This window comes from Klebsiella sp. A52 (genome assembly GCF_018388785.1).
Lineage (GTDB): Bacteria > Pseudomonadota > Gammaproteobacteria > Enterobacterales > Enterobacteriaceae > Klebsiella > Klebsiella aerogenes.
On sequence record NZ_CP074437.1, the window covers coordinates 2,985,276 to 3,007,437 of the forward strand.

The following is a 22,162-nucleotide window of genomic DNA, read 5'->3' on the forward strand; positions in this document are numbered from 1 at the left end:
TTTTACATGCATTGCGGGCGCGTTCAGCGCGCCCGATTATTCCTGATACCGAAGCCGATTTTGCTGCGATATAACTTATCGTCGCGGATCGGCACGAACGCAGCCAGGTATAACTATGGTCAGCAATAATAGCGTACAGTCGGGCGAATATTTGTTGGAAATGAGCGACATCAACAAATCTTTCCCCGGCGTGAAAGCTCTTGATAATGTCAACCTGAAGGTTCGTCCGCACTCAATCCATGCATTAATGGGGGAGAATGGCGCGGGTAAATCGACATTATTAAAATGCTTATTTGGGATCTATCAAAAAGATTCCGGCAGTATTCTTTTTCAGGGAAAAGAGATCGATTTCCATTCGGCGAAAGAAGCCCTGGAGAACGGTATTTCAATGGTGCACCAGGAGTTAAACCTGGTTCTACAACGTTCGGTCATGGACAACATGTGGCTGGGGCGTTACCCCACCAAAGGTATGTTTGTCGATCAGGATAAAATGTATCGCGATACCAAAGCGATATTTGATGAACTGGATATTGATATTGACCCGCGCGCTCGCGTGGGGACGTTATCGGTATCGCAGATGCAGATGATTGAAATTGCGAAGGCGTTCTCCTATGACGCCAAAATAGTCATTATGGATGAGCCTACCTCATCGCTGACCGAAAAAGAGGTCAATCACCTGTTTAAAATAATCCGCAAGCTGAAAGAGCGTGGCTGCGGCATTGTTTATATCTCCCATAAAATGGAGGAGATATTCCAGCTCTGCGATGAGATTACTATCCTGCGCGATGGTCAGTGGATTGCCACCCAGCCGCTGGAAGGGCTGGATATGGATAAGATCATTGCGATGATGGTTGGCCGTTCGCTGAACCAGCGTTTTCCGGATAAACAAAACAAACCGGGCGAAGTAATCCTTGAAGTTCGTAACCTGACCTCGCTGCGCCAGCCGTCGATCCGCGATGTCTCGTTCGATCTGCATAAGGGCGAAATTCTCGGTATTGCCGGGCTGGTAGGCGCGAAGCGTACCGATATCGTTGAAACGCTGTTTGGCATCCGCGAAAAGGCCAGCGGCACTATTACCCTGCATGGTAAAAAAATTAATAACCATAGCGCTAACGAAGCGATTAACCACGGCTTTGCGCTGGTAACCGAAGAGCGTCGTTCGACGGGGATTTATGCTTATCTCGATATTGGTTTTAACTCGCTGATATCAAATATCAAGAAGTATAAAAACAAGGTCGGCCTGTTGGACAATTCACGGATGAAAAGCGATACCCAATGGGTTATCGATTCCATGCGTGTAAAAACGCCAGGTCATCAAACGCAAATCGGTTCGCTTTCCGGCGGGAATCAGCAGAAGGTTATTATCGGCCGTTGGTTATTAACCCAACCGGAAATATTAATGCTTGATGAACCGACCCGCGGAATTGACGTCGGCGCGAAATTTGAAATTTACCAGCTGATTGCCGAACTGGCTAAAAAAGATAAGGGCATCATTATTATCTCTTCTGAAATGCCGGAGCTGCTGGGAATTACCGACCGTATTCTGGTTATGAGCAACGGGCTGGTTGCCGGAATTGTTGAGACCAAAACCACGACGCAAAATGAAATTCTGCGTCTTGCATCATTGCACCTTTGAGATCAGGGGCTTTCCATGAGTGCGTTAAATAAAAAGAGTTTCCTCACTTACCTGAAAGAGGGTGGGATTTACGTTGTACTTTTGGTCTTGCTGGCCATTATTATTTTCCAGGACCCGACCTTCTTAAGTCTGCTGAACTTAAGTAACATCCTGACGCAATCCTCGGTACGTATTATCATCGCTCTCGGCGTCGCCGGGCTGATTGTTACTCAAGGGACCGACCTTTCCGCCGGACGTCAGGTGGGTCTGGCGGCGGTGGTGGCGGCTACCATGCTGCAGGCGGTGGATAACGCCAACAAGGTGTTCCCGGAGATGGCGACCATGCCGATCCCGTTGGTTATTCTGCTGGTTTGCGCAATTGGCGCGGTGATTGGCTTGATTAACGGTATCGTCATTGCCTATCTCAACGTGACGCCGTTTATCACTACCCTGGGGACGATGATTATCGTTTACGGTATCAACTCCCTGTACTACGACTTCGTCGGCGCGTCGCCGATTTCCGGTTTCGACAGCCACTTCTCGCAGTTTGCCCAGGGCTTTGTCGCTTTAGGTTCATTCCGCCTGTCGTACATTACTTTCTACGCGCTGATCGCTATCTTCTTCGTGTGGATCCTGTGGAATAAAACCCGTTTCGGTAAAAATATCTTCGCTATCGGCGGTAACCCGGAAGCCGCGCGTGTCTCCGGCGTTAACGTGGCGCTGAACCTGCTGATGATTTATGCCTTGTCCGGGGTGTTTTACGCCTTCGGCGGGCTGCTGGAAGCCGGACGTATCGGTTCGGCGACCAACAACCTCGGCTTTATGTACGAACTGGATGCGATTGCCGCCTGCGTGGTGGGGGGCGTTTCCTTCAGCGGCGGCGTGGGTACGGTTTTCGGCGTGGTGACCGGGGTTATTATCTTTACCGTCATCAACTACGGTCTGACCTACATCGGCGTCAATCCATACTGGCAGTACATTATTAAAGGGGCGATTATCATCTTCGCCGTGGCGCTGGATTCACTGAAATACGCGCGTAAGAAATAAGATTGAACCCATACAAAACCCGCGCCTGGCGCGGGTTTTTTTATATCTCAAATCGACGAAACGACGCAGGTTATTTTTCTTTCTGTAGCTCCAGCAACTGCTCAGGCGTGACCGCCGGGTAGGATTGCGCATCCTCCGGAACTTCATGCTGCTGCGCCGGGATGGGGATCAGCGGCCCGAGGAAACGCGGTTCGCGTTTGAAGATATAGAGATCCGCCAGCGCGCCAAACCGGGCGCCAAACTCGCGAAGACGCACGGTCCACATATCCTTCGGCGAAGGCACCGCATAGCACTGCGCCTGAATCCCCATATGCAGGGCGATAAACAGCGCGCGCTCGCAGTGGAAGCGCTGGGTGATAATAATAAAATCGTTGGTATCGAACACTTTGCGGGTGCGCACGATCGAATCGAGGGTGCGGAAACCAGCGTAGTCCAGCACGATATCCGCCGGATCGACGCCGGCTTTGATCAGATCCCGGCGCATGGTCATCGGTTCGTTATAGCTTTGCAGGGCGTTGTCACCGCTTAACAGCAGATAATTGACCTTACCGCTATTGTAAGCGTTGAGCGCGCCCTGGATCCGGTAACGATAATACTGATTGATCACGCCGGTGCGATAATATTTGGCAGTACCCAACACCACGCCAACCTGGCGGTAGGGGAGATCCTGCAGCTCATCGTAAATATAGGGCGCGGTTTTCCAGCTCATCCAGCGGTCAAGACCCAGCACGGTCAACAGCAGCAGGCCGAGCAGGACTAACAGGCTGTATAACACACGCTTTAACATGAACTTGACTCAATGGTGAACGAGGGAAGCTTCAGGCTACTTTACCCGCCGGGTAAGCGCAAGAAACCATCGTTTAATTGCGGGGATTTTCAGCAATATGGCAGATTACCGAATCCAGGCCGGATAAGCCAAAGGCGCATCCGGCAATCTGCTCAGGCTATCTGGCTAGTTAACCTAACAGCACGCGGTCGATATTCTGACAGCCCAACGCTTTCAGGGTTGCAACGGTCGCATCCCACTGGATAAGCGCGGCGTCGGCTTTCTCGGCTAACAGCGCGCGCTGGATATCCGGATAGTCGTAACCGTTAAGGCTCAGCAGGTTCAGCGCGCCCTGCAGCGGCGGTAGCGTCGGATTGAACGCCGCGTTTTCCGCGTAGCTGCCGCAGAAAATGGTGCCGTCTTTCAGCTCAAGCGCCACGCCGGAAGGGGAGTTGCTGTACGGCGCATGGCAGCGGTTCGCCGCCTGAATAGCCGCCTGCGTGAGCGCATCGCCGCTGAGGGGGAAGCCGTGATCCTGCTCATCCATCAGCAGCGTTTTAATCTCCAGATCTTTCGGACCAAAGGCGTCTGGCAGATAGTGCTGCAAGGAGTGCGCTTCGCGACCCGGCAGATGAATGCGCAGCGCCAGACCGCTGTTCAGTTCGTTCATAAACTGGCGACAGTGGCCGCAAGGCGTGTAGTTGACGGTAATGGCGCGCAGGGATTTTTCGCCGCGCAGCCAGGCGTGGCTGATGGCGCTCTGTTCCGCGTGGACGGTCTGCTGCATGGTGGCGCCGAGGAATTCCATGTTGCCGCCGAAATACCAGCGACCGCTCACGCCGCGGGCGATAGCGCCAACGTTAAAGTGAGAAAGATCGGCACGGGCGCAGGCGGCGGCAAGCGGCAGTAGCGCAAAGGCCAGCGCGTCTTCATCCAAACCTGTTGCTTGTTGTAGCGTCGCCACCTGATCGGCTTCGAGCAGCGCCGGGAAGTGCGGGTCTGCGAGCATCGGGGCGATGGCCGCCTGCAGGTCTGCCGCCAGATTAGTCAAAGCAGCTTGAAAACGAGAGTGCATAGCGTTGCCTCATAACAATGTAATGGGAAGCTAGTGTACGGGCCCGTACGGGCCCTATATGTGACATAAGTCTCATTGTTTGTGCAACGCTAATTTGTTGCATTTATAAGTGTGATGCATATCACATTTATCCAACAACAGCGACGATCACCGGGAACAGAAAAGGCGCGACCAGCGAGGTAATAATTCCGCACAGTACCAGCGCCAGCGAGCTAAATGCCCCTTCCTGGTAGTCCAGTTCGGCGCAACGGGCGGTGCCGAGGGCGTGCGAGGCAGTACCCATCGACAGGCCGCGGGATGCTTTAGTATGAATACGCATGGCGTTAAGCAGCGTATGGCCGAACACCGCGCCGAGGATGCCAACGAAAATGACGCACACGGCGCTAATCGCTGGAATACCGCCAATACTGCCGCTGACCGCCATGGCAATCGGCGTAGTGACGGATTTTGGCATGATGGAAGCGGCGATTTGCGGGGTGGCGCCCATCAGCAGCGCGACGGTGGTACCGGTGATCATCGCCACGCAGCTACCGATAAAGCAGATGGTGATGATGGATTTCCAACGCGCGCGGATCTGGTGCAGTTGTTCATACAGCGGAAAGGCCAGCGCGACCACCGCCGGCTGCAGCAGATCGTTAAGGATTTTGCTGCCGGCAAAATAGCGTTCATAAGAAATGCCGGTGACCAGCAGGAAAGGAATAATGACCACCATGGCGACCAGCAGTGGGTTGAGCAGCGGAAATTTAAACCGCGCCGCCAGCTTGCGGGCAAGGAAAAAGACAATCAGCGTTAACGGGAGCGACCACCACATTTCATGGATCATTTTTTACTTCCTTTTTGCCCGATGATTTTGCGTTCACCGTGGACCAGATGCGAGCTCCAGCTCACTACCAAAAAGACTAATAAGGTACTGACGGCGCAGGAGACCGCCACCGGCCCCAGCTGCGCGCGCAGCAAATCCCAGTACTGCATTACGCCGACGCCGATAGGCACGAACAGCAGCGCCATGTAGCGAATCAGGATGTTGCAGCCGGGGTTGACCCACTGCGGCGGCATAATTTGCAGCGCCAGCAGCACGAACAAAATCAGCATGCCGATAATGCTGCCGGGAATTGTGATGGGCAGTAGCCCGGCGATAAAAATGCCCGCATACAAGCAGGCGTAAATCAGGACGAAAGCTCGCGCGTACTGCCAGATAATATTCAGCGACTTACTCATGGTAATAACCCTTGATGAACTGCCATTCATCATACAATTAAACCCTGAAATGTGCTACCGATCACATCATGAATTCTACGCATCGTCAGCATAGAAAATGGGAACAGCGGCCTTATTCTGCGAGGTAGTGCAGAAAACGAGTGAGCGCCAGCGACGGTACTTCGCTTTTGCGCCAGAACATCCCAACGCTACCTTTTTGTTCAATACGCGGCAAATTCAGAATCGCCAGTTGCCCATGTTCGGCGTAATGCTGCGCCAGCCGCAAAGAAAGAATAGAGATCATATCGCTGCTTTGCAGCAAATTGCTGGTGACATTCATCGAGGCCGACTCGATAGTATTCTCCGGCAGCATGACGCCGTTATCGACCAGCGCGTTATCAATACTCTGACGAATGGGCGTGCCGGTAGGCCAGACGATCCAGCGCCAGGCGGCAAGATCCGCCCAGCTCAGATGGGACCTGCTGGCCAGCGGATGATCGGGACGGGCGACGAAGCATACCGGTTCGGTATAGAGCACACGGTAGTTGAGCGGCAGTTCCAGCGCGCGCCCCCCAACACGTCCGACGACCACATCGACCACGCCGGAGAGCAGGTCGTGTAGCAGTGGAGTCATCACTTTTTCTTCGATATTCAGATGCAGGGTCGGCATCTCTTTAAGCAGGGCGAGGATCGCCTGCGCCACGCAGTCTGTCGCCACCGGCGAGCAGCCGATCATCAGGCTGCCGACCAGCCCGCCTTGTTTAAAGCGCTCGATCTCGTACTGCGAGCGCGACATGTCGTTGATTAGCCGCTGGGCGTGCTGAAGCAGCAGTTTGCCGCCTTCCGAAGGGCGCAGGCCCTTACTGTGGCGCTCAAAGAGCGGCATGCCGACTTCTTCTTCAAATTGCGTCAGCCACTTAGAGAGTGCGGGCTGGGTAATATTCATCATTTTCGCGACCTGCGTGAGATTGCCTTGCTCACCCAGCGCCACCAGCATTTTCAAATGCTGCAGCTTCAACTTTTGCGTCCAGTTCGCCATCAGCAGATAACCTCCAGGTTATGTCTATGCCCGAAAAGCCATTGTACATTTCATCGCCATAGTTACAAAATCGCAACATAAAAGAAATAAATACAACATCTACCCTGACCTGCACTGAGGCATCATTATGGCTCAACGACGTGAACTACAGACGTTACTCAACGCAGCGCCGGTTGGCGCCCTGCAGTGGCGTGTGATTATTTGCTGTTTTCTGGTGGTGATGCTTGATGGTTTCGACACCGCCGCCATTGGTTTTATCGCCCCCGATATCCGCGTTCACTGGCAACTGAGCGCCAGCGAACTCGCGCCGCTGTTTGGCGCCGGACTATTGGGATTGACCGCCGGGGCGCTGCTCTGCGGCCCGCTTTCTGACCGCTTTGGCCGAAAACGGGTGATTGAGTTCTGTGTTGCGTTGTTTGGCTTATTTAGCCTGCTCTCCGCGTTCTCGACGAATCTTGAAATGCTAGTGATCCTGCGTTTTCTCACCGGTCTGGGATTGGGCGGGGCGATGCCCAACACCATTACCATGACTTCGGAATATCTGCCGGCTCGCCGCCGCGGGGCGTTAGTAACCTTGATGTTCTGCGGCTTCACGCTGGGGTCGGCGCTGGGCGGCGTGGTGAGCGCCCAACTGGTGGCGCATATCGGCTGGCACGGCATTCTGGCCTTAGGCGGCATCCTGCCGCTGCTGCTGGCCGTCGCGCTGCTGTGGGCGCTGCCGGAATCGCCGCGCTGGCAGGTTCGCCGCGGACTGCCGCAGGAGACCATCGCCAAAACCGTCAGCGCCATCACCGGCGAGCGCTATTCCGAAACCCATTTCTGGCTGGATGAATCGGCGGCCGGGCCGAAAGGCAGCATTAGCCAGCTGTTTGTCGGCCGCCAGTTGACGATCACCTTGATGCTCTGGGTGGTGTTCTTTATGAGCCTGCTGATTATCTATTTGCTCTCCAGCTGGATGCCGACGCTGCTTAACCATCGTGGTATCGATTTGCAGCACGCTTCGTGGGTGACCGCCGCGTTTCAGGTGGGCGGCACGCTCGGCGCACTGTTGCTCGGCATCCTGATGGACCGTTTCAATCCCTTCCTTGTGCTGGCGCTGAGTTACTGCCTGGGCGCGTTGTGCATCGTGATGATCGGTTTAAGCGAAAACGGTTTGTGGCTGATGGCGCTGGCGATTTTCGGCACCGGAATCGGCGTGAGTGGTTCGCAGGTAGGCCTGAATGCGCTGACCGCCACGCTTTACCCTACTCAGAGCCGCGCGACCGGTGTCAGTTGGTCCAACGCCGTCGGCCGCTGCGGCGCCATCGTTGGTTCGCTCTCCGGCGGCATGATGATGGCGATGAATCTCTCTTTCGACACGCTGTTTTACGTTATAGCGGTACCGGCGGCGATCGGCGCGGTGATGCTCATCCTGCTGATGCTGGCGGTTCGCCGCCCTGGAACTGTACCCGACGCGCTGCCCTCTGCCGGTATCGCGAATAAATGAGGAGAATAATAATGACGCCATCTACTCCGCAATCGAACCGCAATCGTCAGCAATTCTATCAGCATATCGCTGGACAGAATCTGACGCCGCTGTGGGAATCGTTGCACCATCTGGTGCCGCAAACGCCGAATGCCAACTGCGCCCCGGCGTACTGGAACTATCAGGAAATTCGCCCGCTGCTGCTGGAAAGCGGGCAGTTAATCGGCGCTAAAGAGGCGGTGCGTCGGGTACTGGTGCTGGAGAACCCGCAGCTGCGCGGCCAGTCGTCCATTACCGCGTCGCTGTATGCCGGCCTGCAGCTCATCATGCCGGGCGAGGTGGCGCCGAGCCACCGTCACAATCAGTCGGCGCTGCGCTTTATCGTGGAAGGCCACGGCGCGTTTACCGCCGTCGACGGCGAGCGCACGCCAATGCGCCCCGGCGATTTTATTCTGACTCCGCAGTGGCGCTGGCACGATCACGGCAATCCTGGCGATGAACCGGTGGTCTGGCTCGATGGTCTCGATTTACCGCTGGTCAACTATCTCGGCTGCGGTTTTGCTGAAGATTATCCGCAGGAGCAGCAGCCGGTGACGCGTAAAGAGGGCGACTACCTGCCGCGCTACGCTGCCAACATGTTGCCGCTGCGCCATCAGGTGGGAAATTCCTCGCCGATTTTTAACTACCGCTACGACCGTAGCCGCGAGGCGCTGCATGACCTGACCCATCTTGGCGAGGCCGACGAATGGGACGGCTACAAGATGCGCTACGTCAACCCGGTCACCGGCGGCTATCCGATGCCCTCGATGGGCGCTTTCCTGCAACTGTTGCCGAAAGGGTTCCGGTCGCGGGTGGCGAAAACCACCGACAGCACCATCTACCACGTAGTGGAAGGTAGCGGCCAGGTGACGATTGGCGAACAAACCTTCGCATTCCAGCCGAAAGACATCTTCGTGGCGCCAACCTGGCACGGCGTATCGTTCAACGCCTGCGAAGAGTGCGTGTTATTTAGCTTCTCGGACCGTCCGGTACAGGAGGCCTTAGGTCTGTTCCGCGAAGCGCGTTATTAATAAGAAGGAAAACCATCATGACTCAATACGTTTTTGCTCCCCAGGCGCCGATTAGTCTCCCCGTTGTTGGCAGCGATGAGCAGTTCCCGGTGCGCCGCGTGTACTGCGTAGGCCGTAACTATGCCGCCCACGCCCGTGAAATGGGCTTCGATCCGGATCGCGAACCGCCGTTCTTCTTTTGCAAACCGGCGGATGCGGTTGTGCCGGTCGCAGCTGGCGAAACGCTGGATCTGCCGTATCCGGCGCAGACCGACAACTATCACTACGAGATTGAGCTGGTGGTCGCTATCGGCAAGGCGGGACGCGACATCCCGCTGGATCAGGCGCAGGAATATATCTGGGGCTATGCCACCGGACTCGATATGACCCGCCGCGACCGCCAGATGGAGATGCGCCAGATGGGGCGCCCGTGGGAAATAGGTAAAGCATTCGATCTTTCCGCTCCTGTCGCGCCGCTGCATAAAGCCGCCGAGGCGCGCGAGGTGAATCAAGCCGGGATCTGGCTGCAGGTGAATGGTGAAGATCATCAGCGTAGCGATATACGCCACCTCATCTGGTCAGTAAATGAAACCATCAGCTATCTGTCGGGCTTTTTTGAACTGCAGCCCGGCGATCTGATTTTCACCGGCACGCCGGAAGGCGTCGGCGCGGTGGTGAAGGGCGATGTGATTACCGGCAACGTAGACGGACTGACGCCTATCGCCGTTCGCGTGGTGTGAGGTGAACAATGAAGCTGTACAGTTTTTTTAATAGCTCTGCCTCATACCGGGTGCGCATCGCGCTGGCCCTCAAGGGTATCGATTATCAGAGCGTGGGGGTGAATATCCGCATCGGGGCGCAGAATGCGCTGGAGTACAGGCGGCTCAATCCGGTGGGGCTGGTGCCGACGCTTATCACCGATGACGGTGAATCGCTGGGCCAGTCGCTGGCGATAGTTGACTGGCTTGACCGCCACTACCCACAGATGCCGCTGCTGCCGCAGGAGGATCCGGCGCGGATGCGGGTGCTGGAGATGGTTTACGCCATCGCCTGCGATATTCATCCGATTAATAACATGCGGGTTTTACGCTACCTTAGCGACGAGCTGAAGGTCAGCGAAGCGGACAAAAAACGCTGGTATGCTCACTGGATCCAGCAAGGGCTGAGTGCGCTGGAGCAACTGCTGCGACAATCGAAATCCGGCGCTTTCTGCGTCGGCGATAGACCAACGCTCGCCGACTGTTGCCTGGTGCCGCAGTGGGCCAACGCGCAGCGAATGGGGTGCGATCTGAGCCATTATCCGCGCTGCCAGGCGGTTTACGACGCCTGTACCCGGCTACCGGCGTTTATTGCCGCCGCGCCGGAAAATCAACAAGACAAAATTCCGGCCTAGGGAGGAAGGAAAATGGCGAAAGTGACGCGAGCAATTATCGTCGGCGGCGGCATTGGCGGCGCGGCGACGGCGCTCTCTCTGGCGCGCCAGGGAATCAAAGTAATGCTGCTGGAAAAGGCGCATGAAATCGGTGAAATCGGCGCCGGTATTCAACTGGGGCCGAATGCGTTTTCAGCGCTGGATAGCCTCGGCGTCGGCGAAGTGGCGCGCCAGCGCGCGGTGTTTACCGACCATATCACGATGATGGATGCGGTGAATGGGGAAGAGGTGGTGCGTATCGAGACCGACCAGGCCTTCCGTGACCATTTCGGCGGCCCGTATGCGGTGATCCATCGGGTGGACATTCACGCCACCGTCTGGGAAGCCGCGCTGACCCATCCCGGCGTGGAATACCGGACTTCAACTCAGGTGGTGGATATCCGCCAGACCGCCGATGACGTGACGGTCTTTGATGACAAAGGCAATAGCTGGACCGCCGATATTCTGCTGGGCTGCGACGGCGTGAAGTCAGTGGTGCGCCAGAGTCTGCTCGGCGATGCGCCGCGGGTCACCGGCCACGTGGTGTACCGCGCGGTGATCGAGGCGGCCGACATGCCGGAAGACCTGCGGATTAACGCGCCGGTGCTGTGGGCCGGGCCGCATTGTCATCTGGTGCATTATCCGCTGCGCGGCGGCAAACAGTACAACCTGGTGGTCACTTTCCATAGCCGCGAAAGCGAAGAGTGGGGCGTGCGCGACGGAAGCAAAGAAGAGGTGCTTTCTTACTTTAAAGGGATTCATCCCCGCCCGCGGCAAATGCTCGACAAACCAACGTCCTGGCGCCGCTGGTCTACCGCCGACCGCGAGCCGGTTGCAAAGTGGGGTAACGATCGCATTACCCTGGTCGGCGATGCCGCCCATCCGGTAGCGCAGTATATGGCGCAGGGCGCCTGCATGGCGCTGGAGGATGCGGTAACGATAGGTAAAGCGCTGCAGCAGTGCGACGGCGACGCCGCTCGCGCCTTCGCGCTGTACGAGTCGGTGCGTATTCCGCGTACCGCGCGAATTGTCTGGTCAACTCGTGAAATGGGGCGGATTTATCACGCGGCGGGGGTCGAACGGCAGGTACGTAATCTTCTATGGAAGGGCAAAACGCAGGATGAATTTTACCGCGGTATCGAGTGGCTTTACGGCTGGAAAGAGGATAACTGCCTCGCACCACGCTAAGGTCTGATATTGAGATCTTTAAACCGACGCACAGAGGCGCTACCATAGCGCCTCTTTTTTTTCCGGGTAACGATATGCGTGTATTACTGGCGCCAATGGAAGGCGTGCTCGATTCGCTGGTGCGCGAGCTGCTGACCGAGGTTAATGATTACGATCTGTGCATCACCGAATTTCTGCGCGTGGTGGATCAACTGCTGCCGGTAAAATCGTTCTATAGACTGTGCCCGGAACTGCACCATCAAAGTCGCACTCCGTCCGGTACCCGGGTGCGCGTGCAATTGTTGGGGCAATACCCGCAATGGCTGGCGGAAAACGCCGCCCGCGCGGTGGAGCTTGGCTCTTGGGGCGTGGATTTAAACTGCGGTTGTCCATCGAAGCTGGTGAACGGCAGCGGCGGCGGCGCAACGTTACTGAAAGATCCCGAGCTTATCTATCGCGGGGCGAAAGCCATGCGCGAAGCGGTTCCCGATCACCTGCCGGTGACGGTGAAAGTTCGCCTCGGCTGGGACAGCGGCGAACGGCGCTTCGAAATCGCCGACGCGGTCCAGCAGGCGGGCGCCAGCGAGCTGGTGGTGCATGGCCGCACCAAAGAGGATGGTTACAAAGCTGAACGCATCAACTGGCAGGCCATCGGCGAAATCCGCCAGCGCCTGACTATTCCGGTGGTTGCTAACGGCGAAATCTGGGACTGGCAAAGCGCGCAGGAGTGCATGGCCGCTACCGGCTGTGATTCGGTGATGATTGGCCGCGGCGCGCTCAACGTGCCGAATCTCAGCCGGGTAATCAAATACAATGAACCGCGTATGCCGTGGCCACAGGTGGTTGAGTTACTCAAAAAATATACCCAGCTGGAAAAGCAGGGGGATACCGGTTTATATCACGTAGCGCGCATTAAGCAGTGGCTGGGCTATTTACGCAAAGAATACACGGAAGCGCTTGGCCTCTTTAATGAAATTCGCACCTTGCAAACCTCAGCAGAGATAGCGAAAGCGATTGCACGTTATTAGATAAGGCGGTGTTATTCCGTACGCACTTTAGTAATTAGCACTTATTCCTGCACGATACGACGCGAGCTGTATCACGTTTTTATTCCCTCGCGCTTGAGTCGTCACAAGAAGTTGATACAGTGCAATAGCTGGATTGCTACTGCTTCGGCAGGCGAAACCTGATTACCTGGCATTTGTCGGGGGTCAGGTTTTTTTGTTTCTGGGGTTCATATGCTAATCGCCAAAGTACTTAATAATAACGTGGTGGTAGTGGTCAACGAGCAGCAGCGCGAACAGGTGGTGATGGGGCGAGGGCTGGCCTTTCAAAAGCGCGTGGGCGACTCGTTGGACGAAAGTAAAATTGAAAAAGTCTTCGCCTTACAAAGCGATGAACTGGTTGGCCGCTTAGGCGAATTACTCAGTCAGATACCGTTAGAAGTAATGACCACCTGCGATCGTATCATCGAGCTGGCCCGCGGGCGGTTGGGAAAGTTACAGGAAAGTTTGTACATCACCTTAACTGACCACTGTCACTTTGCCATTGAGCGGCAGAAAAACGGCGTCGCGATTCGCAACGTGCTGTTGTGGGAGATTAAACGGCTGTATCCGAAGGAGTTTGAACTGGGTCAGGAGGCGAGGGCCATCATCGCCCGCCGGCTGGGCGTCGAGCTTGCCGAGGATGAAGCCGGGTTTATCGCTTTGCATCTGGTGACGGCGCAGCTCAACAGCGAAATGCCGGAAGTGATGCACGTGACGCGGGTGATGCAGGAGATCCTGCAACTGGTGAAGTATCAGCTGCAGCTTAGCTACGATGAAGAGTCGCTCAGCTACCAGCGTTTTGTGACCCATCTGAAGTTTTTCGCCCAGCGCATGTTAACGCGAACGGTAGTGCAGGATGACGACGTTACGCTGCACAGTGCGGTGAAAGATAACTACGCCAAAGCGTGGAAGTGCGCGGAAACGGTGGCGAAGCACCTGCAAAAGAATTATCAACGGGCGCTGACCACCGAAGAGATTATGTTTCTTGCCATTCATATCGAGCGGGTAAGAAAAGAGGGGCGTTAATCCCCCAACAAAACTGGATTGTTACTGCATGATGCAGGCAAAACCTGAGCGCGACGCCAACCGGCGTGGTTCTCGGGTTTTTTTATTTTTACTACTCAGTCGCCGGTTGTCTGTGGGCAGCGGCAGTAAGGAAAAGAGCATGGAATATAAAGCACTCGCGCAGGATATTCTTCACCGCGTCGGCGGCAAAGAGAATATTGTGAGTCTGGTTCACTGCGCGACACGTCTGCGTTTTAAATTGAAAGATAACGCGAAGGCCGATGCCGAAGGGCTGAAGGCGAATCCTGGTGTGATCATGGTAGTCGAAAGCGGCGGCCAGTTTCAGGTGGTCATCGGTAACCATGTGCACGATGTCTGGCTGGCAGTGCGCCAGCAGGCGGGGTTAAGTGACGACAGCGAACCGGTGCCGCAGGAGAAAGCGGCGAAAAGCTCGGTATTAAGTCAGCTGATCGACATCATCTCCGGCATCTTTACCCCTTTTATTGGCGTGATGGCGGCGACGGGTCTGCTGAAAGGACTGCTGGCGCTGGCGCTAACCTGCGGATGGCTCACGCCGCAGCAGGGGACCTATAAAATCTGGTTTGCCGCCAGCGACGCGCTGTTCTTTTTCTTCCCGCTGTTTCTTGGCTACACCGCCGGCAAAAAGTTTGGCGGCAACCCGTTTATCTCAATGGTGATCGGCGGCGCGTTAACCCACCCGCTAATGATGCAGGCCTTTGAAGCCAGTCAGACGGGAGCGCCCGTGGAGCATTTTCTCGGTATACCGGTGACCTATATCAATTATAGCTCCTCGGTGATCCCGATTATTCTCGCCTCCTGGGTCTGCTGCTGGCTGGAACGGAAGAGTAACGCGGTGCTGCCGTCGGCGATGAAGAACTTTTTTACCCCGGCAATCTGTCTGGCGGTGGTTGTGCCGCTGACCTTTCTGGTAATAGGCCCGCTGGCGACCTGGCTGAGCCACATGATTGCCAATGGCTATCAGGTTATCTACGTTTTTGCCCCATGGCTGGCAGGCGCAGTGCTGGGCGCGCTATGGCAAGTATGCGTTATCTTCGGCCTGCACTGGGGGTTGATACCGCTGATGATCAATAACATGACCGTGTTGGGGCATGATTCTATGCTGCCGATCATTCTGCCGGCGGTGATAGCCCAGGTGGGCGCCGTGCTGGGGATACTGCTGGCCACGCGCGATTCGCGTCAGCGGATGCTGGCCGGTTCCGCGTTTTCCGCCGGGCTATTTGGCATCACTGAGCCTGCCATTTATGGCCTGACCCTTCCGTTACGTCGCCCGTTTATCTTCGGATGTATCGCCGGCGCGATTGGCGGCGCGATTACCGCCTTCAGTAATAGCTACGCCTACTCCTTTGGGGTGCCGAACATTTTCTTTCCGGCACAGATGATCCCGCCCGGCGGCATTGATTTTAGCGTGTGGGGCGGTCTCATTGGCACCGGCGTGGCTTTCATTCTCGCCTGCGTATTGACCTTCTTCGCCGGCTTGCCGCGCAGCCAGGCAGAACAGGCGGTCGTCATCGCGCCTGCGGCGGAAAACGATATTTTGGCGCCGATGTCCGGCAGCGTACTGGCCCTCGATCAGGTGCCGGATCGCACCTTCGCCAGCGGCCTGCTGGGCAAAGGCGTAGCCATTATTCCGGCGGTGGGCAAGGTCATTGCCCCGTTTTCTGGCGAGGTCGCCTCACTGTTTCAGACTAAACACGCTATCGGCCTGCTGAGCGACAGTGGCATTGAGCTACTGATCCACGTCGGCATTGATACCGTCAAACTCGACGGCGTACCGTTTACCGCCCATGTCAAAGAGGGGGACAAAGTTCAGGCCGGCGATCTGCTGCTGGAGTTCGATCGTCAGGCCATTCTGGACGCCGGTTACGACCTGGCGACCCCGATTATTATCAGCAACAGCGATGATTACCGTAGCGTTGAGATTGTGTCCGCGAGCGTCGTGGATGCCGGCCAGCCGCTGTTGTCCGTTAGCCATTAATCACAGGAGAGAGCGATGAAAACATTCCCGCAGGGCTTTTTATGGGGCGGCGCCACCGCGGCAAATCAGGTCGAAGGCGCATATCTGGAAGATGGCAAAGGTTTATCCACCTCCGACGTGCAGCCGCAGGGGGTATTCGGCGACGTCGTGGAGCGCGTCGCCGGCGACAGCGGTATTAAAGATGTGGCGATCGATTTTTACCATCGTTACCCGCAGGATATCGCGCTGTTTGCTGAGATGGGCTTCAACTGTCTGCGGGTCTCGATCGCCTGGACGCGTATCTTCCCGAACGGCGATGACGCCGAGCCGAACGAAGCCGGGCTGGCCTTCTACGACAAGCTGTTTGCCGAGATGGCCGCGCACAACATCACTCCGCTGGTGACGCTATCTCATTACGAAATGCCGTGGGCGCTGGTGAAAAACTATGGCGGCTGGGGCAGCCGCGAGGTGATTGGCTTTTTCGAGCGCTACGCCCGGACGGTATTCAGCCGCTATAAAAATCAGGTCAAGCTGTGGCTTACTTTTAACGAAATTAATATGTCGCTGCATGCGCCAATGACCGGCGTCGGCCTGCCGGCCGGTAGCAGTAAAGGCGAAGTCTATCAGGCTATCCACCACCAACTGGTGGCCAGCGCGCTGGCGGTCAAAGCCTGTCATGAACTGGTACCGCAAGGGAAAATTGGCAATATGCTGCTCGGCGGGTTGATGTATCCGCTGAGCTGCAAGCCGGAAGATGTCTTTGAAACGCTGCAGCAAAACCGCAGCTGGCAGTTCTTCGGCGATGTGCAGTGCCGTGGCGCCTATCCGGGCTACATGCAGCGCTATTTCCGCGAAAACGATATTACGCTAACCATCACCGACGACGACCGGGAAGCGCTGAAAGAGACCGTCGATTTTATCTCCTTTAGCTACTATATGACCGGCTGCGTCACCGCCGATGAAGCGCTGAACCAGCAGGCGCGCGGCAACATTCTCAGCATGGTGCCGAACCCGCATCTGGCAAGCTCGGAGTGGGGCTGGCAGATAGACCCGCTGGGGCTGCGTACGCTGTTGAACGTACTGTGGGACCGCTATCAGAAGCCGTTGTTTATCGTTGAAAATGGTCTGGGGGCGAAGGATAAAATCGAAGCCGACGGCAGCATCAACGATGACTATCGCATCAGCTATCTCAACGATCATCTGGTGCAGGCGCGCGAAGCCATTGCTGACGGCGTCGAACTGATGGGCTTTACCAGCTGGGGGCCAATCGATCTGGTTAGCGCGTCAAAGGCAGAGATGTCAAAGCGCTACGGTTTTATCTATGTCGATCGTGACGATCGCGGGCAGGGGACGCTCGAACGGCGTAAGAAGAAAAGCTTCGCCTGGTATCAGGCGGTGATTGCCAGCAACGGCGGTAGTCTGCAGGAATAAGCTGTTCGGCGGCCCGGTTTTTTCCGGGCCGCATGCCGTTTAAGCCGGTTTACCGGCGCGCAGTAAAAAGATCATCGGACGCTCTTTCTCTTCCTCGAGCGCCGGTTGGGCGGCGATTTGCTCGGCGCTCGGGCCCCACTCATCAAGCTGCTCCAGCACAAAACCGGCGGCGATAAGCGCGTTAATCCAGCTTGAGAGTTTGCGATGCTGTTTAATCACCCCCTCGGCAAACCAGTTGCTGATACGTTCGCCTTCCTGCTGATAGTGGCTCACCGGCCAGCGTTTTTGCCCCTGTTCATCTACCTGCCAACCCTGCTGCAGCGGCGCGGTATAGATGGGGTGTTCGGCGGAAAAGACCAGCGTACCGCCGGGAACCAGCGCCTGATAGAGCATGGCGAACAGCGGCGCGACGTCCGGCAGATAATGCAGCGCCAGCGAACTGTAGACCAGATCGCAGCTATTCGCGGGCAGCGTAAGGGTTTGCAGGTCGGCGCAGCGATATTCGATAGTCTCGCCGGTGGTCATCTCCCGCGCCCGCTCCAGCATCCGGCTGGAGAGATCGAAACCGATTATCTGTTTTGCTCCCTGTTGCTGCGCCCAGCGGCAAAACCAGCCGTATCCGCAGCCGAGATCGACCACCCGCAGGCCATCTAACGCCGGCAGCAGGTGCTGAATTGCCGGCCACTCCGGCGCGCCGTCAAGCCCCTTCACCGAGCGGTCAAGGGTGGCGTAACCGGCAAAGAAACCGGGATCGTCATAAATGTTCTGACTCATTACAACTCCAATAATAACTTTGTTTATTTTTAGCTGACTCATTGTCAATGCACACGCTTTACTTAACGACCGTCATTCAATTAATTTATGATGACCAACCTTTATAAGTAACCCGACCCGAAGAATGAATCTTACACTGAGCAAAAGCGTGCTGGCGGCACTGCCACTGGCCATCGCGCTGGCTGGCTGCGCGCCATCGCATGACATTGGCGGCCCTTTAAAGCAGCAAACCCCGGCATCTCACGTTTCGATGGATCTGCCCGCCGCCGTAAAAAATGGCTGGCCGCAGACCGACTGGTGGAAAGATTACCACGATGCCCAACTGGATAATCTGATTCAGCGCGCGTTAGCCAATGCTCCGGATATGCAAATTGCCGCGCAGCGCATCAAGCTGGCCGAAGCGCAGGCGCGAATGTCTCAGGCGAATCTCGGTCCGGAGATGGATTTCTCCGCCGATATCGAACGACAGAAAATGTCCGCGGAAGGCCTGATGGGGCCATTCGCCACCGACACCGACGGCAATACCGGACCCTGGTATACCAACGGTACCTTTGGCCTGACCGCCGGTTGGGATCTGGACCTGTGGGGGAAAAACCGCGCGCTGGTGAAAGCGCGCATCGGCGAAGTGAAAGCCCAGCTCGCCGAGCAGGCGCAGACCCGCGAGCTGCTGGCCAGCAGCGTGGCGCGCCTGTACTGGCAGTGGCAGACCGAAGCGGCGGTAAAAACGGTGCTGCAGCAGGTTAAAAGCGAACAGAATAATATTGTTAGCGTCGATACCGCGCTCTATCAGCGTGGCATCACCAACTCCGCCGAAGGGGCGGAGAACGACATTAACGTCAGCAAAACCGATCAGCAGTTGGCCGACGTGGCGGGTAATATGAAAGAGATTGAAGCGCGGCTGATGGCGTTAACCAACAGCCAAAGCCAGTCGCTCAATCTGCGAGCGGCGCCGCTGCCCGCGGTCAGCGCGCAGATGCCGAGCGAACTGGGCTATGAACTGCTGGCCCGCCGTCCGGATCTGCAGGAAGCCCACTGGTATATCGAATCCTCGCTGAGCGAAATTGATGCGGCGAAAGCGGCGTTTTATCCGGATATCAACCTGATGGCGTTCCTGCAGCAGGATGCGCTGCATTTAAGCGATCTGTTCCGCCACTCGGCGCAGCAGATGGGCGTGACCGCCGGGCTGACGCTGCCTATCTTTGATAGCGGCAGGTTGAACGCCAATCTCGATATCGCCAGCGCGCAGAACGGCCTGTCGATCGCTAAATACAACAAAGCCGTAGTCGATGCGGTGAACCAGGTGGCGAAAACCGCAAGCCAGGTAGAGACGCTGATGGAGAAAAACCAGCAGCAGCAGCAGGTGGAGAAAGACGCGCAGCGGGTGGTCAATCTCGCCCAGGCGCGAATGAACGCCGGTATCTTACCCGGCTCCCGCGTGAGCATGGCGAAGCTACCTGCGCTACAGGAGCGAATTACCGCGCTGCGCCTGCACGGCCAGTGGCTGGACGCCAGCATTCAGCTGACTTCCGCACTGGGCGGCGGTTATCACCAGACGACGAAATAACGGCGTCAATAGCGGCGCGCGGCGCCGCTATTCATTATCATCCTCTGTATCTTGCGCTTTTCTTTTCGCTTCCCGGCGTTTCAGCCACAGATGAGCTCCGACTACCAGCGCCACCACCAGGATCAGCCAGACCCAGTGTTTGATGTGCTGATCGAGATGATGTAGCCACGGGCCTATCGCCTCGCCGCCAAGGTAGCCGAGGGTGGTAAAAATCAGCGCCCAAACGATGGCGCCGAAAATATTCAGCGGCAGAAAAATTTTCGGTGGCAAGCGGCTGGCGCCGATCAAGACCGGGCCGATAACCCGAAAGCCGTACATAAAGCGGGTGCCGATAACGAACAGATAGGGATGCCGCTGAATCAGGCGCTGCGCTTTTCGGATCCGCGCCTTCTGCCGCGAGAAGCGACGCAGTAGCTTGCCGCCGAACTGGCGCCCCAGAAAATAGAGTAGCTGATCGCCGATCATGCCGCCTAAGGCTACGGCAACGACCACCAAAGGAAACTTCAATAGACCCTGATGCGCCGCCACGCCGCCAAGGATGGTGATGGTTTCACCTTCTGCGATGCTGCCGATAACCAGCGCCGCGTAGCCGTATTGGGAAATCAGGTGATTGATATCCATATAAACATAAACTCCTACTATTACCAGTCCCTTAATCATACACCCTGATGATTAAAACGGTCTGAAGCGCATTTTTATCGCTGTACACAAAATAATCTACAGAGTGAATTATACTTGGATCAGTGCTGTACGAAGCCGTGACAAGGGGGACGCTATGAACCATGTCTGGGGACTCTTCTCTCATCCTAATCAAGAGATGAGCGTGATCAAGAGTGAAAATGAAACCATTTCGCACCATTATACCCACCATGTGCTGGTGATGGCGGCGGTTCCGGTTATCTGCGCCTTTATCGGTACGACGCAGCTCGGCTGGAACTTCGGCGACGGCACGGTGATTAAGCTTTCACTGATGACCGGGTTGGTATTAGCGGTACTGTTTTATGCCGTGATGCTGGCCGGGGTGGCGGTGATGGGGCGGGTGATCTGGTGGATGGCCAGGAGCTATCCGCAACAGCCGTCGCTGAAACGCTGTATGGTTTTTGCCGGTTACGTCGCGACGCCGCTGTTTTTAAGCGGGATCGTGGCGCTCTATCCGCTGGTATGGCTGTGCGTGTTAATAGGCACCATCGCGCTGTTTTACACCGGTTATCTGCTGTATCTGGGTATTCCGACCTTCCTGAGTATTAATAAGGAAGAGGGGCTCAGCTTCGCCAGCTCAACCCTGGCTATCGGGGTGCTGGTGCTGGAAGTGCTGCTGGCGATCACCGTCGTGCTGTGGGGCTACGGGTACCGACTCTTCTAATCAGATGCATTGCCGGCAGAAATGAATAATTATGTCGGCAATGCAGCATTTACTCACGATTCTTATTGGCCTCAGGGTGTTATGACGCGGTATGATGGCGTTTGCCAGCGGCGTAGCCCACTTTACGCCGCGGCGTACGTTCTATAACGTGCAAAAATACTTTTCAGAATGCCCATGATGCCGAATTTTCGAATTTCTTTGCTCAGCCTGACTTTGCTGCTGGCTGTGCCTTTTGCGCCCCAGGCGATAGCAAAAACCACTGCGGTAACCGCCGCTTCACAGCCGGATATCGCTTCCGGTAGCGCGATGATCGTCGATCTGGCGACCAAGAAAATCATTTACGCCAGCCAGCCCGATTTGGTGCGCCCGATGGCGTCTATTACCAAAGTGATGACCGCTATGGTAGTGCTGGATGCGCATTTACCGCTGGACGAGATGCTGACCGTTGATATCAGCCAGACGCCGGAGATGAAAGGTATCTATTCCCGCGTGCGTCTTAACAGCCAAATCAGCCGCCGCAATATGCTGCTGCTGGCGCTGATGTCCTCGGAAAACCGCGCCGCCGCCAGCCTGGCGCACCACTATCCTGGCGGTTATAACGCTTTTATCCGCGCGATGAACGCCAAAGCGCAGGCGCTGGGGATGACCCATACACGCTATGTTGAGCCGACCGGCCTGTCGGTGCATAACGTCTCCACGGCGCGCGATCTGACTAAGCTGCTGATCGCCAGCGAACAATATCCGCTGATCGGCCAGCTAAGCACCACCAAAGAAGATACCGCCACCTTTGCGCATCCGGCTTATACCTTGCCGTTCCGCAATACCAACCACCTGGTGTATCGCGATAACTGGAATATTCAGCTGACCAAAACCGGCTTTACTAACGCCGCCGGCCACTGCCTGATTATGCGTACGGTGATTAATCAACGCCCGGTGGCGCTGGTGGTAATGGACGCATTTGGCAAATACACCCATTTTGCCGACGCCAGCCGTTTACGGACCTGGATTGAAACCGGCAAGGTGATGCCGGTTCCGGCCTCCGCATTGAGCTATAAAAAGCAGCGCGAAGCGCAGATGGCGGAAGCGATGCTGAAAGGCGGCACGCAGACCGCGCAGAACGATTAATTTGTCCTTCCCCGGATTGCGCCGCAA

General features: G+C 56.3%; 21 protein-coding genes. 14 read left to right on the top strand and 7 right to left on the bottom strand.

All coding sequences use genetic code 11. From position 1 onward, the window contains the following. Nucleotides 1-115 precede the first annotated feature (115 nt). Together mglA and mglC are read left to right on the top strand one after the other, a co-directional pair. Nucleotides 116-1,636, top strand: a complete 1,521-nt coding sequence (mglA, locus tag KGA69_RS14135) for a galactose/methyl galactoside ABC transporter ATP-binding protein MglA (RefSeq protein WP_015365712.1) — start codon at nt 116-118, stop codon at nt 1,634-1,636. A gap of 15 nt (nt 1,637-1,651) precedes the next feature. Continuing rightward, entirely contained in the window at nt 1,652-2,662 is a 1,011-nt protein-coding gene (gene mglC / locus KGA69_RS14140; protein ID WP_015365713.1) for a galactose/methyl galactoside ABC transporter permease MglC, read from the top strand. A 70-nt stretch (nt 2,663-2,732) separates the two neighbouring features. Here mglC and sanA read toward each other — a convergent pair whose 3' ends face one another. The 5 genes from sanA to KGA69_RS14165 all read right to left on the bottom strand — a co-directional run bounded on the left by sanA (nt 2,733) and on the right by KGA69_RS14165 (nt 6,739). Continuing rightward, nucleotides 2,733-3,449 carry an outer membrane permeability protein SanA gene (gene sanA / locus KGA69_RS14145; RefSeq protein WP_015365714.1) on the bottom strand — a complete coding sequence of 239 codons (717 nt, stop codon included), beginning with the start codon at nt 3,447-3,449 and terminating at the stop codon, nt 2,733-2,735. 169 nt (nt 3,450-3,618) lie between these two features. Then, a complete protein-coding gene (gene cdd / locus KGA69_RS14150; protein ID WP_045391286.1) occupies nt 3,619-4,503 on the bottom strand; it encodes a cytidine deaminase in 885 nt (294 codons plus the stop codon). Between the two features lie 127 nt (nt 4,504-4,630). Continuing rightward, complete coding sequence (locus KGA69_RS14155) at nt 4,631-5,326, bottom strand: CidB/LrgB family autolysis modulator (RefSeq protein ID WP_015365717.1); 696 nt, start codon at nt 5,324-5,326, stop codon at nt 4,631-4,633. Next, entirely contained in the window at nt 5,323-5,721 is a 399-nt protein-coding gene (locus KGA69_RS14160) for a CidA/LrgA family protein (protein ID WP_045376759.1), read from the bottom strand. The genes KGA69_RS14155 and KGA69_RS14160 overlap by 4 nt, the downstream gene beginning before the upstream one ends. 112 nt (nt 5,722-5,833) lie before the next feature. Next, the gene (locus KGA69_RS14165; RefSeq protein WP_213292401.1) at nt 5,834-6,739 is read right to left on the bottom strand and encodes a LysR substrate-binding domain-containing protein; all 906 of its coding nucleotides are present in this window, start codon (nt 6,737-6,739) and stop codon (nt 5,834-5,836) included. 127 nt (nt 6,740-6,866) lie between these two features. On the opposite strand from KGA69_RS14165, the gene KGA69_RS14170 reads away from it, so the two are divergent. The 9 genes from KGA69_RS14170 (at nt 6,867) to KGA69_RS14210 (ending at nt 17,309) form a co-directional block, all read left to right on the top strand. Then, nucleotides 6,867-8,225 carry a 3-hydroxybenzoate transporter MhbT gene (locus tag KGA69_RS14170; protein ID WP_045391282.1) on the top strand — a complete coding sequence of 453 codons (1,359 nt, stop codon included), beginning with the start codon at nt 6,867-6,869 and terminating at the stop codon, nt 8,223-8,225. A gap of 11 nt (nt 8,226-8,236) precedes the next feature. Next, nucleotides 8,237-9,274 carry a gentisate 1,2-dioxygenase gene (gtdA, locus tag KGA69_RS14175; RefSeq protein WP_045391279.1) on the top strand — a complete coding sequence of 346 codons (1,038 nt, stop codon included), beginning with the start codon at nt 8,237-8,239 and terminating at the stop codon, nt 9,272-9,274. A gap of 17 nt (nt 9,275-9,291) precedes the next feature. Beyond that, nucleotides 9,292-9,993 (top strand): fumarylacetoacetate hydrolase family protein, encoded by a 702-nt coding sequence (locus KGA69_RS14180; RefSeq protein ID WP_045391276.1) that lies wholly within the window; start codon nt 9,292-9,294, stop codon nt 9,991-9,993. A gap of 8 nt (nt 9,994-10,001) precedes the next feature. After that, complete coding sequence (maiA, locus tag KGA69_RS14185) at nt 10,002-10,646, top strand: maleylacetoacetate isomerase (protein WP_015706104.1); 645 nt, start codon at nt 10,002-10,004, stop codon at nt 10,644-10,646. A gap of 12 nt (nt 10,647-10,658) precedes the next feature. Continuing rightward, nucleotides 10,659-11,852, top strand: a complete 1,194-nt coding sequence (locus KGA69_RS14190; protein ID WP_045391274.1) for a 3-hydroxybenzoate 6-monooxygenase — start codon at nt 10,659-10,661, stop codon at nt 11,850-11,852. Nucleotides 11,853-11,926: 74 nt separating this feature from the next. Beyond that, nucleotides 11,927-12,859: a tRNA dihydrouridine(16) synthase DusC gene (gene dusC, locus KGA69_RS14195; RefSeq protein WP_045391272.1), complete on the top strand. Its 933-nt coding sequence runs from the start codon at nt 11,927-11,929 to the stop codon at nt 12,857-12,859. Nucleotides 12,860-13,069: 210 nt separating this feature from the next. Further along, nucleotides 13,070-13,903 (top strand): transcriptional antiterminator BglG, encoded by an 834-nt coding sequence (gene bglG, locus KGA69_RS14200; protein WP_045391270.1) that lies wholly within the window; start codon nt 13,070-13,072, stop codon nt 13,901-13,903. 28 nt (nt 13,904-13,931) lie between these two features. Next, nucleotides 13,932-15,899 carry a PTS beta-glucoside transporter subunit IIABC gene (gene bglF / locus KGA69_RS14205; protein WP_162184052.1) on the top strand — a complete coding sequence of 656 codons (1,968 nt, stop codon included), beginning with the start codon at nt 13,932-13,934 and terminating at the stop codon, nt 15,897-15,899. A 15-nt stretch (nt 15,900-15,914) separates the two neighbouring features. Beyond that, nucleotides 15,915-17,309 carry a glycoside hydrolase family 1 protein gene (locus tag KGA69_RS14210; protein ID WP_045391264.1) on the top strand — a complete coding sequence of 465 codons (1,395 nt, stop codon included), beginning with the start codon at nt 15,915-15,917 and terminating at the stop codon, nt 17,307-17,309. A 39-nt stretch (nt 17,310-17,348) separates the two neighbouring features. Here KGA69_RS14210 and KGA69_RS14215 read toward each other — a convergent pair whose 3' ends face one another. Further along, nucleotides 17,349-18,083: a class I SAM-dependent methyltransferase gene (locus KGA69_RS14215; RefSeq protein WP_045391261.1), complete on the bottom strand. Its 735-nt coding sequence runs from the start codon at nt 18,081-18,083 to the stop codon at nt 17,349-17,351. A 124-nt stretch (nt 18,084-18,207) separates the two neighbouring features. On the opposite strand from KGA69_RS14215, the gene mdtQ reads away from it, so the two are divergent. Beyond that, a complete protein-coding gene (mdtQ, locus tag KGA69_RS14220; RefSeq protein WP_045391258.1) occupies nt 18,208-19,647 on the top strand; it encodes a multidrug resistance outer membrane protein MdtQ in 1,440 nt (479 codons plus the stop codon). A gap of 27 nt (nt 19,648-19,674) precedes the next feature. On the opposite strand, the gene KGA69_RS14225 is transcribed toward mdtQ, so the two are convergent. Beyond that, entirely contained in the window at nt 19,675-20,268 is a 594-nt protein-coding gene (locus KGA69_RS14225) for a DedA family protein (protein WP_045391255.1), read from the bottom strand. A 154-nt stretch (nt 20,269-20,422) separates the two neighbouring features. On the opposite strand from KGA69_RS14225, the gene KGA69_RS14230 reads away from it, so the two are divergent. Both KGA69_RS14230 and pbpG read left to right on the top strand, forming a co-directional pair. Continuing rightward, the gene (locus KGA69_RS14230) at nt 20,423-21,010 is read left to right on the top strand and encodes a Yip1 family protein (RefSeq protein ID WP_213292402.1); all 588 of its coding nucleotides are present in this window, start codon (nt 20,423-20,425) and stop codon (nt 21,008-21,010) included. A gap of 174 nt (nt 21,011-21,184) precedes the next feature. Beyond that, nucleotides 21,185-22,135, top strand: a complete 951-nt coding sequence (gene pbpG, locus KGA69_RS14235) for a D-alanyl-D-alanine endopeptidase (RefSeq protein ID WP_161798740.1) — start codon at nt 21,185-21,187, stop codon at nt 22,133-22,135. Nucleotides 22,136-22,162: the final 27 nt, after the last annotated feature.

What these genes read in the sequence shown, in the direction of transcription:
- pbpG (WP_161798740.1), top strand. Translation starts at nt 21,185, where the DNA reads ATGATGCCGAATTTTCGAATTTCTTTGCTCAGCCTGACTTTGCTGCTG.
- KGA69_RS14190 (WP_045391274.1), top strand. Translation starts at nt 10,659, where the DNA reads ATGGCGAAAGTGACGCGAGCAATTATCGTCGGCGGCGGCATTGGCGGC.
- KGA69_RS14170 (WP_045391282.1), top strand. Translation starts at nt 6,867, where the DNA reads ATGGCTCAACGACGTGAACTACAGACGTTACTCAACGCAGCGCCGGTT.
- KGA69_RS14165 (WP_213292401.1), bottom strand. Translation starts at nt 6,739, where the DNA reads ATGGCGAACTGGACGCAAAAGTTGAAGCTGCAGCATTTGAAAATGCTG.
- bglF (WP_162184052.1), top strand. Translation starts at nt 13,932, where the DNA reads ATGATGCAGGCAAAACCTGAGCGCGACGCCAACCGGCGTGGTTCTCGG.
- KGA69_RS14225 (WP_045391255.1), bottom strand. Translation starts at nt 20,268, where the DNA reads ATGGATATCAATCACCTGATTTCCCAATACGGCTACGCGGCGCTGGTT.
- KGA69_RS14155 (WP_015365717.1), bottom strand. Translation starts at nt 5,326, where the DNA reads ATGATCCATGAAATGTGGTGGTCGCTCCCGTTAACGCTGATTGTCTTT.
- bglG (WP_045391270.1), top strand. Translation starts at nt 13,070, where the DNA reads ATGCTAATCGCCAAAGTACTTAATAATAACGTGGTGGTAGTGGTCAAC.
- KGA69_RS14210 (WP_045391264.1), top strand. Translation starts at nt 15,915, where the DNA reads ATGAAAACATTCCCGCAGGGCTTTTTATGGGGCGGCGCCACCGCGGCA.
- mglC (WP_015365713.1), top strand. Translation starts at nt 1,652, where the DNA reads ATGAGTGCGTTAAATAAAAAGAGTTTCCTCACTTACCTGAAAGAGGGT.
- KGA69_RS14215 (WP_045391261.1), bottom strand. Translation starts at nt 18,083, where the DNA reads ATGAGTCAGAACATTTATGACGATCCCGGTTTCTTTGCCGGTTACGCC.
- gtdA (WP_045391279.1), top strand. Translation starts at nt 8,237, where the DNA reads ATGACGCCATCTACTCCGCAATCGAACCGCAATCGTCAGCAATTCTAT.
- cdd (WP_045391286.1), bottom strand. Translation starts at nt 4,503, where the DNA reads ATGCACTCTCGTTTTCAAGCTGCTTTGACTAATCTGGCGGCAGACCTG.
- KGA69_RS14160 (WP_045376759.1), bottom strand. Translation starts at nt 5,721, where the DNA reads ATGAGTAAGTCGCTGAATATTATCTGGCAGTACGCGCGAGCTTTCGTC.
- sanA (WP_015365714.1), bottom strand. Translation starts at nt 3,449, where the DNA reads ATGTTAAAGCGTGTGTTATACAGCCTGTTAGTCCTGCTCGGCCTGCTG.
- dusC (WP_045391272.1), top strand. Translation starts at nt 11,927, where the DNA reads ATGCGTGTATTACTGGCGCCAATGGAAGGCGTGCTCGATTCGCTGGTG.
- KGA69_RS14180 (WP_045391276.1), top strand. Translation starts at nt 9,292, where the DNA reads ATGACTCAATACGTTTTTGCTCCCCAGGCGCCGATTAGTCTCCCCGTT.
- mglA (WP_015365712.1), top strand. Translation starts at nt 116, where the DNA reads ATGGTCAGCAATAATAGCGTACAGTCGGGCGAATATTTGTTGGAAATG.
- mdtQ (WP_045391258.1), top strand. Translation starts at nt 18,208, where the DNA reads ATGAATCTTACACTGAGCAAAAGCGTGCTGGCGGCACTGCCACTGGCC.
- maiA (WP_015706104.1), top strand. Translation starts at nt 10,002, where the DNA reads ATGAAGCTGTACAGTTTTTTTAATAGCTCTGCCTCATACCGGGTGCGC.
- KGA69_RS14230 (WP_213292402.1), top strand. Translation starts at nt 20,423, where the DNA reads ATGAACCATGTCTGGGGACTCTTCTCTCATCCTAATCAAGAGATGAGC.